The organism is Pseudoalteromonas piscicida, assembly GCF_002744175.1.
GTDB classification, from domain to species: domain Bacteria; phylum Pseudomonadota; class Gammaproteobacteria; order Enterobacterales; family Alteromonadaceae; genus Pseudoalteromonas; species Pseudoalteromonas piscicida_B.
On the sequence record NZ_NKHF01000127.1, the window covers coordinates 1 to 1,736 of the forward strand.

General features: G+C 36.5%; 1 protein-coding gene. It reads right to left on the minus strand.

Annotated features, from left to right (window positions below; translation table 11 throughout):
• Positions 1-1,589, minus strand: a 1,589-nt coding sequence (locus CEX98_RS22050) for a DUF4435 domain-containing protein (RefSeq protein ID WP_099644124.1), incomplete at its 3' end; no start/stop codon positions are given.
• Positions 1,590-1,736 lie beyond the last annotated feature (147 nt).

Below are 1,736 nucleotides of genomic sequence, written 5' to 3' on the forward strand. Positions count from 1 at the left end.
CCCTGCGGCATATGCGCTCTAACAATATTTATTAGTCCATTACTCTCATTAGCAAGCAAATATTTTGCCTTTTTGATGAATGCAGATGGTTTTACTTCGAAATATTGACCTATTTGTCGAACGATACCTTTATGGTTAAAGACCTTTATGATCTCATTGTAATTAGCTTCTTCTATCAGTTGTTCAGCATACCCTTTTGCTTCTTCGTATAAGTTATCTACATCAATATTGGTGTGTAACTCATGCAAGCTATCCTTCAAATTAGCAATATTGGCAGCTGAACCGTCAAATTTTTTAAGTTTTGAATCTATTATGTGAGCTACTCTTTTAGATGAGAACTCTTCCACTTTTGAGTTAAATTGACTAATAACAAAATCTTTAATTTTATTGACTGCTGCTTCTGGTTCTTCTACACATAAAGCTTCCGCAACCTTTAGCAATAAGCCTTCAACTAAAAATAAATTTTCAACTTCTGCAACCTGCGGGCAGAAAATTGAACGTTGCTCTAAAAACTGAATTTGTTCTTCGTCCCGATGGTCTCGATCTATAATTCCAATACATTCCATTTTATGAGCATCTTTGATCTCATTAAATGATTTAGTAGCTTCTATGACTTTTTGGCAGCTACCAACGGGCTTAAGAGTATGCCTTGGGTAAACTAGAGAATAAATATCGTGATCTAGCGAACCTTTTTCACCTTCAATAAATATAACTGGCTTCCTACTACCAACTACTTCCAGTAGAATTTCATCTGGTAATTCCGAAAGATCAGGCACTTCAAACCAGTCCCAATGAAGACCGTCATAAGATTTAACACAAATTTTTTGGGACGTTGTTCGACTAGCTGCAAAATCCAAATCGTGGGTAATATAAATAAAAGTGCAATCATCACGCAAACGCTCAATAACATCCCATAACTTTGCCTGAATCCCTTGATGCAGGTGAACCTCTGGTTCATCTATAATTATTACAGAATCTTTTGGCGCACAAAGCGATTGCCCTATGAGATAAAACATTACTCGCTCACCGTCACTCATATCTGAACCGTTATATTTCTTTTCGGTTTCACCTGCCATCGCGGCTTCTACTTTTGCTCCACCAACTATAAGGCACCTATGAGGTAATATTTCTTCCCAAACAGCTCTAATTAAATCTAACTTTGTTGAAGGAACATCTTTTAATTCAAACTTCTTTCCTTCTAAATATTGCTGCCTAAACTTTGTCGATATGTCATTTTCTTCGGAAAATAAATTAACCATCAACAAAGCATAATCATTTAGCATTGTTGTTATTGGGCTATTTCTCCAACGGTGTCCACTTTTATGTTTTTTAGTGCCGTTTTCATTGCCATATAAAAGCTCTTTTTCAGCCTTATCATATGATTTTGTTGTAGAAGTAACAGGCATTACCAACGAACGCTGTGCACTGATTCTATGAACTTCGCACTGTACGCCAGATTCAAGTTCAATCCAGCTGCCTAATCTAGATTTCCCACTTCCATTTGCTCCAACTATTACTAGCCCTGTATCTATTTCTAATTCAACTTTTTGGTTTCTATCATTTGGAGTTGGTAATAAAATTTTATTCACTAGAGATGAACCTTCCATAGTAGGGTTAACAATTTAGTATTTATGCGACACGCAGTTTGTGTTGCATAATCGCTTGTTGGACTGAGCTGCTACCTGCTCGGTGTGACAGAGCTGGTGTTGTTTATGCTATAGGAATTTGCTTTTTAG